Raw genomic sequence first — 5,308 nt, 5'->3', positions numbered from 1 at the left:
TGTACGGTTTGATAAGGAGGGGGAGGCCGTAAGGCCTCTTCTTTACTTCACTATACTTTGTGAGTAAGCATGATTATTTAAGGAATATGAGGGGTGGGCACTTTATACATATTGGGTCGAAGTAGCCCTCCATTTCAACTGGAGAATATATAATTTCAAAAATAATAATAGTTATGATGATAATGATTTCACCTTAACAATTAACAAATTCAAACCTCAAATTTATAACCATTAAATACAGACTCATACTAATAAAATAAAAGGGGGCAAATTCTTGGCAAATAATATTATAACTGCAGAAATCCAAATAGCAGTGTTGGGAGAAGACAATGATTCACTTAGTGGTTATATTTCATCTGCTGTTAAAGCACTTGAAAAAATGAATATCCAGTATCAGGTCACACCCATGGGCACTGCCATACAGGCAGACAGTATAGATAAAATATTGGATGCATGCAAAACAGCTCATCAAGCTATCCTGGATCTGGGAGTGAACAGGATATTAACCAATATCACTATAGATCACAGGATCAAGGGCAGTAAAGAAATGAATGATAAAGTGCAATCAGTTCTTTCTAAGCTCTAAACTTTATAGATATTATTAATATTAAAGATAACATAGAAATACTCGATGCTTCGAGTGACATTTCTGGGAACGGCAGGCAGCTTACCCACACCTGAGAGAAATCCTTCAGCGATCATGATAAATCGAGAGGGTGAATTGATGCTATTCGACTGCGGTGAGGGCACCCAGCAGCAGATGATGCGGGCCAAGACAGGCATGGGCAATCTGAATTCCATCTTTATTACCCATTTTCACGCTGATCATATGCTGGGCATCCCGGGCCTTATCCAGACCTTGAGCTTCAATGGTCGTACAGAGCCTCTGAATATTTATGGACCCCATTGGATTAAGGAATTTGTCAAATTGATAATTGCTATCGGGTTCTATAAATCAAATTATAAGATAAATGTAATAGAAGTTCATCCAGGAGACAGGGTTGAAAGGGGGGAGTATTCCATAGAAGGCATCAAGATAGAACACAGTGTAACATCCATTGGATATGCACTGGTGGAAAAGGACAGACCCGGCAGGTTTAACAGAGAAAGGGCCCTGCAATTGGGCGTGCCCGAGGGACCTCTGTTCAACCGTTTGCACAGGGGAGAAGATGTGGAATTGAATGGGAAAATCATAAAGAGTAGTGATGTGGTGGGACCATCCAGGCCAGGGCGAAAGATCGTTTATTCAGGTGATACCAGGCCCTGCAGCGGGATATTTTCAATTAGCGATGGAGCAGACCTGCTTATCCACGATGGGGCACTGGCTGATGATATGCTGGACTGGGCCAAGGAATCCATGCATTCCACAGCTGGTGAAGCTGCATCCCTGGCAGCTCTGGCTAATGTGCATCAGCTTGTGCTGACCCATATAAGTTCAAGATATTCAGAGGATACTTCACAATTGCTGAAAGATGCTAAAAAGGAATTCGACAATGTGATAATCGCAACCGATTTCATGGAGATCGAGATACCCTACCGTGAGGAGTAACTCGTTTTTTGCGAGGCTGCCTTTTTTGTGTTACATTCAGCTTTTTTAGATCTTTTAATTTTCCAAGCCTGGTCCCATCTATAAGATATACCTGCGCGTGGTCAAGGTCAATAGTCCCTGATGAAAAAATTGGTCCCAACAGGTCATCATGTACCGACTCATTAAATGCCACGCCCCCGCAGATTTCACAAAAAGCTGGCATGATAATAACCTCCGGGTCTGACCACTTCAACTCCAGACCGGTTGCACTGTAATGTTCGGCCAATGGCTGGTAATTCATTCTTGTCCTTATCCAGGCAGGTTCGGCAGAGCTGGCCCCTAAGGGATCGGTAAACCTGATGGTAGGGTGATTATGTGCAATGATGATATTGTCGCATGCTACGAGTTCGGCTGCTGGCCAGGTATGGCCGTGGAAATAACCCACACCGTCCAGAACAAACCCCTTTGCGGGCCTGAGTGTGACTTCTAATTCATCTGGAAAACGTCTTATCAGGTATTGAATATCGCCGTCGTGATTTCCCGGGATTATGTCAACTGGAGCCAGTTGAGCTATGGTTTCTAGAAAATCCGGGACTTCGACCCTCTCCTGCCATGATATCTGCGGGATGTTGTGTTTCACATCACCCAGCAGCACAACCCTATCAGGTCTTACAATGTCAATATATTCCAGCATCCTATCCAGGGCTTTTTGGGACTGGGAGGGAATGACGATCCCGCTGTTCCGCAGGTCCCATTCGATACCCAGATGAATATCTGCAACCACCAGCACTCGGATGGTATCCTCAACTATCAGGGCGGGCTCATTGACAAAAGGTTCGATGGTGGCTGGCATATAACAATGAATATGATTAGGCTTTTATATATTGTTCTTTGCAGCCGATCGGGATTTATTCGTTTAAGTATTTTTAAAAAAGTGTGAATTCTTACAGTAGAATTTTGTATAATCAAAGAAAAAATAAGAGATGGGTATTTCAAATGACTGATGATCTTTCAAATGTAAACGTCAAAGATGTAATGGTAAAGGATGTTGTTACAGTACATGAAGATGATTCCATAGAAAAACTATTCGATCTATTTGAAAAATACCACTATAATTCATATCCTGTTCTTAACAATGAAGCGAAACTGGTAGGACTCATTGATCAGGATATTATTTTAGAGACATTGATGTTTGACCGAAGTCCGAGGATAAAACACACACATGAAGCTGCGATAAGGTCATTGAGCGATAATGCAAAAGGGATCATGATCCCCCATCCAGTAACCATTTCTTCTGAAGCAAATCTACATGATGTGGCTGATCTGATGTTGAAACATCGGGTCAATCGGGTTTGTGTGGTCAAAGATGACAGACTGGTAGGCATTGTTTCCAAACGGGATATTATAAACGAAGTTTATAAAAGCAAAAAGGGTTGATCCATGGAATTTATTCTGCAGCTTCTGCTGATTCTATTTTTGGCAAAGGTTTTAGGAGAAGTTATTGAACGTATGGGATTTTCAAGCATCCTGGGAGAGTTACTGGCAGGAATATTTCTTGGAATTATGTTTATCAGGCCTGATAATGAGATTTTGTCCTCATTTGCGGATCTGGGTGCTATTTTCTTACTGTTCACAGCCGGGTATAAAGAGGTAAATCTCAGACAATTACGAGAAGCCTCAAAGGTAGCATTTATTCCAACCATACTGGGTGTTGCACTGCCTTTTTCACTTGGCTTTTTTTTAGGTCAGGCATTTAGTTTTGGATTTCTGTTGAGCCTTTTTTTGGGTGTGGCATTTACCCCGACCAGTATCGGCGTGGTTGTGAAAACACTGGTGGATTATAATTACCTTTCAAGCAGGCCGGGTTCGGTAATGCTTACTTCAGCCATATTTGATGATATTATAGGGATCTTTATTTTGGCAGTGGCAGTCACAATGGCGACCTTTAATCAATTTCCTACAAATATGCAATTTATAACGATTATGGGTAATCTGTTAGCATACCTGATTATAATGGGTTTATTGGGCTACAAGGTCTTTCCAAAACTTTTCAACTACATCCATAAGATGCATGTAAAGGAGGCCATTTTTACATCCGTTGTTATGGTGGCACTCTTCTCTGCATACCTTGCTGAAGTGTTCGGTCTTCATGCTGTTATCGGAGCATTCATCGGGGGGGCTCTGCTTTCCAATGTTCCTTTTGCAAAGATAGAGGATGTGCAGAGAAAGGTCAGTGGTCTCTCCTATGGAATATTTGTTCCAATTTTCTTTGCATTTATTGGGATCTCAGTAGATATCGGAACAGTTCGAACAGCTGGTATATTCTCTTTACTGGTAATTGTACTGGCGCTTTTGGGTAAACTGGTAGGGGGATTTGTTGGATCAAAGATAATAGGATTCGACCTTGCAGATAGTCTGATATTCGGTATTGGTATAATGCCACGGGCTGGTGTTGAGCTTGTTGTGCTGTCTGTTGGAAAAAAGGCAGGTATTATTACAGATGAAGTATTTTCAGCAGTTGTACTGATGGTTGCAATATCCATCCTGGTCTCTCCAACATTATTAAAATTTGCAATTGAGTTCAAGGAGAGATCAAAAACTCAATTGACATGAAATTATCTTTAATCGAATAATGAATTTCGTTAGTATTTAATCAGGAAGACTGTTATCTGTTTCCAATTTAAATGAGCCCCTGACTCCATTAACATTTACTTCATAATCGCCAGCTTCAAGGCCGTAAACATCAAGGGAAATTACTTCATTAAATGGTACGATCGCCATTGTGCACATAACATCAACGGGCCGTTTCGTTGTAATTGTTACAAATAATGTGTTGCCTTCCCAATTCTTTATTGTCTGGTCGATTTTTGTGCATCCGTCAGGCAAATAGCCTTTGGCAGCTACATTTATCTGAACCGGGAATGATTCCAGTAATATTATTTGAATATCCTCAACAGTAGCATTTCCGTATCTGTATTTACCATCGTCAGATGCTATTGTTCCAGTGGGAGTTAAATCAGGAGTTGATGTCTGAAGATTGCTGTTATTCTCTTCGTTATTTTGTGTGCATCCGCTGAATATAACAAATGTTATGATTGCAGTCAAAATTATTAATTTCTTTTTTCTCATTGAATCTCCCATTTCTATTACTCAAGTTTAAAATGAACTGAATACTATTTATTATTTGAGCCTGTGGCAAACCTTATAATATCCTTTATTTTCGAATTTCGAATAAAAACTGAGTTGTAAAGCGACGGCACGTCATGCCCTGCAGCTCTGCTGCAGTTGGGTGTGCCGCCATCTTGATAGTATGTGAAGATGATGGAATAACTGTTGAAGACCGATGATGACATCAATTGATGAAATCATCTCCTGCTATGGGATAATGCCAATCGAAAGCCGCTTACGGGAAATCTGTACGAGCGGTTTGATGAGCTGTGACAAGAAGTTATCATAAATTGCCTCTGTGCTACTCCATCCATTTGGGGTAATCCTACTATGATATGCGTTGGTGGTAACGCCAGGGTATAGTGCCTCTTCAATATTCTTTCCCATTTATTGACATGTACAGAGTATTCTTTGGCAGTTTTCAATGCAATGTTTCCTTTTTCGTTAACCACTTTAATTATTGTGAATGAGAGGGCCCGAATTGCTTATTATCATTTCTCCTGCAGTGCCCAATAATTATCCATATCCAGATCATCTTTTTCATATCTGAACGGAATGTGGTCGTGTCCCTAATTAATTGACAATATTTAAATAGTTTGAATATAATTCTAT

The 5,308-nt window shown here is 40.6% G+C and carries 6 protein-coding genes; 4 read left to right on the top strand and 2 right to left on the bottom strand.

Annotated features, from left to right (window positions below):
- Positions 1–274: 274 nt before the first annotated feature.
- Positions 275–586 carry an MTH1187 family thiamine-binding protein gene (locus IBX40_10755; protein ID MBE0524797.1) on the top strand — a complete coding sequence of 104 codons (312 nt, stop codon included), beginning with the start codon at positions 275–277 and terminating at the stop codon, positions 584–586.
- A gap of 45 nt (positions 587–631) precedes the next feature.
- Positions 632–1,549: a ribonuclease Z gene (locus tag IBX40_10750; GenBank protein ID MBE0524796.1), complete on the top strand. Its 918-nt coding sequence runs from the start codon at positions 632–634 to the stop codon at positions 1,547–1,549.
- Here the strand turns inward: IBX40_10750 and IBX40_10745 are convergent.
- Positions 1,515–2,381: a metallophosphoesterase gene (locus tag IBX40_10745; protein ID MBE0524795.1), complete on the bottom strand. Its 867-nt coding sequence runs from the start codon at positions 2,379–2,381 to the stop codon at positions 1,515–1,517. The genes IBX40_10750 and IBX40_10745 overlap by 35 nt on opposite strands.
- A 143-nt stretch (positions 2,382–2,524) precedes the next feature.
- On the opposite strand from IBX40_10745, the gene IBX40_10740 reads away from it, so the two are divergent.
- Together IBX40_10740 and IBX40_10735 are read left to right on the top strand one after the other, a co-directional pair.
- Entirely contained in the window at positions 2,525–2,965 is a 441-nt protein-coding gene (locus IBX40_10740; protein MBE0524794.1) for a CBS domain-containing protein, read from the top strand.
- A 3-nt stretch (positions 2,966–2,968) separates the two neighbouring features.
- A complete protein-coding gene (locus IBX40_10735; protein MBE0524793.1) occupies positions 2,969–4,141 on the top strand; it encodes a cation:proton antiporter in 1,173 nt (390 codons plus the stop codon).
- Positions 4,142–4,177: 36 nt separating this feature from the next.
- Here IBX40_10735 and IBX40_10730 read toward each other — a convergent pair whose 3' ends face one another.
- The gene (locus IBX40_10730) at positions 4,178–4,657 is read right to left on the bottom strand and encodes a hypothetical protein (GenBank protein MBE0524792.1); all 480 of its coding nucleotides are present in this window, start codon (positions 4,655–4,657) and stop codon (positions 4,178–4,180) included.
- Positions 4,658–5,308: the final 651 nt, after the last annotated feature.

It is taken from the genome of Methanosarcinales archaeon (assembly GCA_014859725.1).
Taxonomy (GTDB): domain Archaea; phylum Halobacteriota; class Methanosarcinia; order Methanosarcinales; family Methanocomedenaceae; genus Kmv04.
Note: the sequence above shows the minus strand (reverse complement) of the source record. Positions and strands in the feature narration are given on the sequence as shown.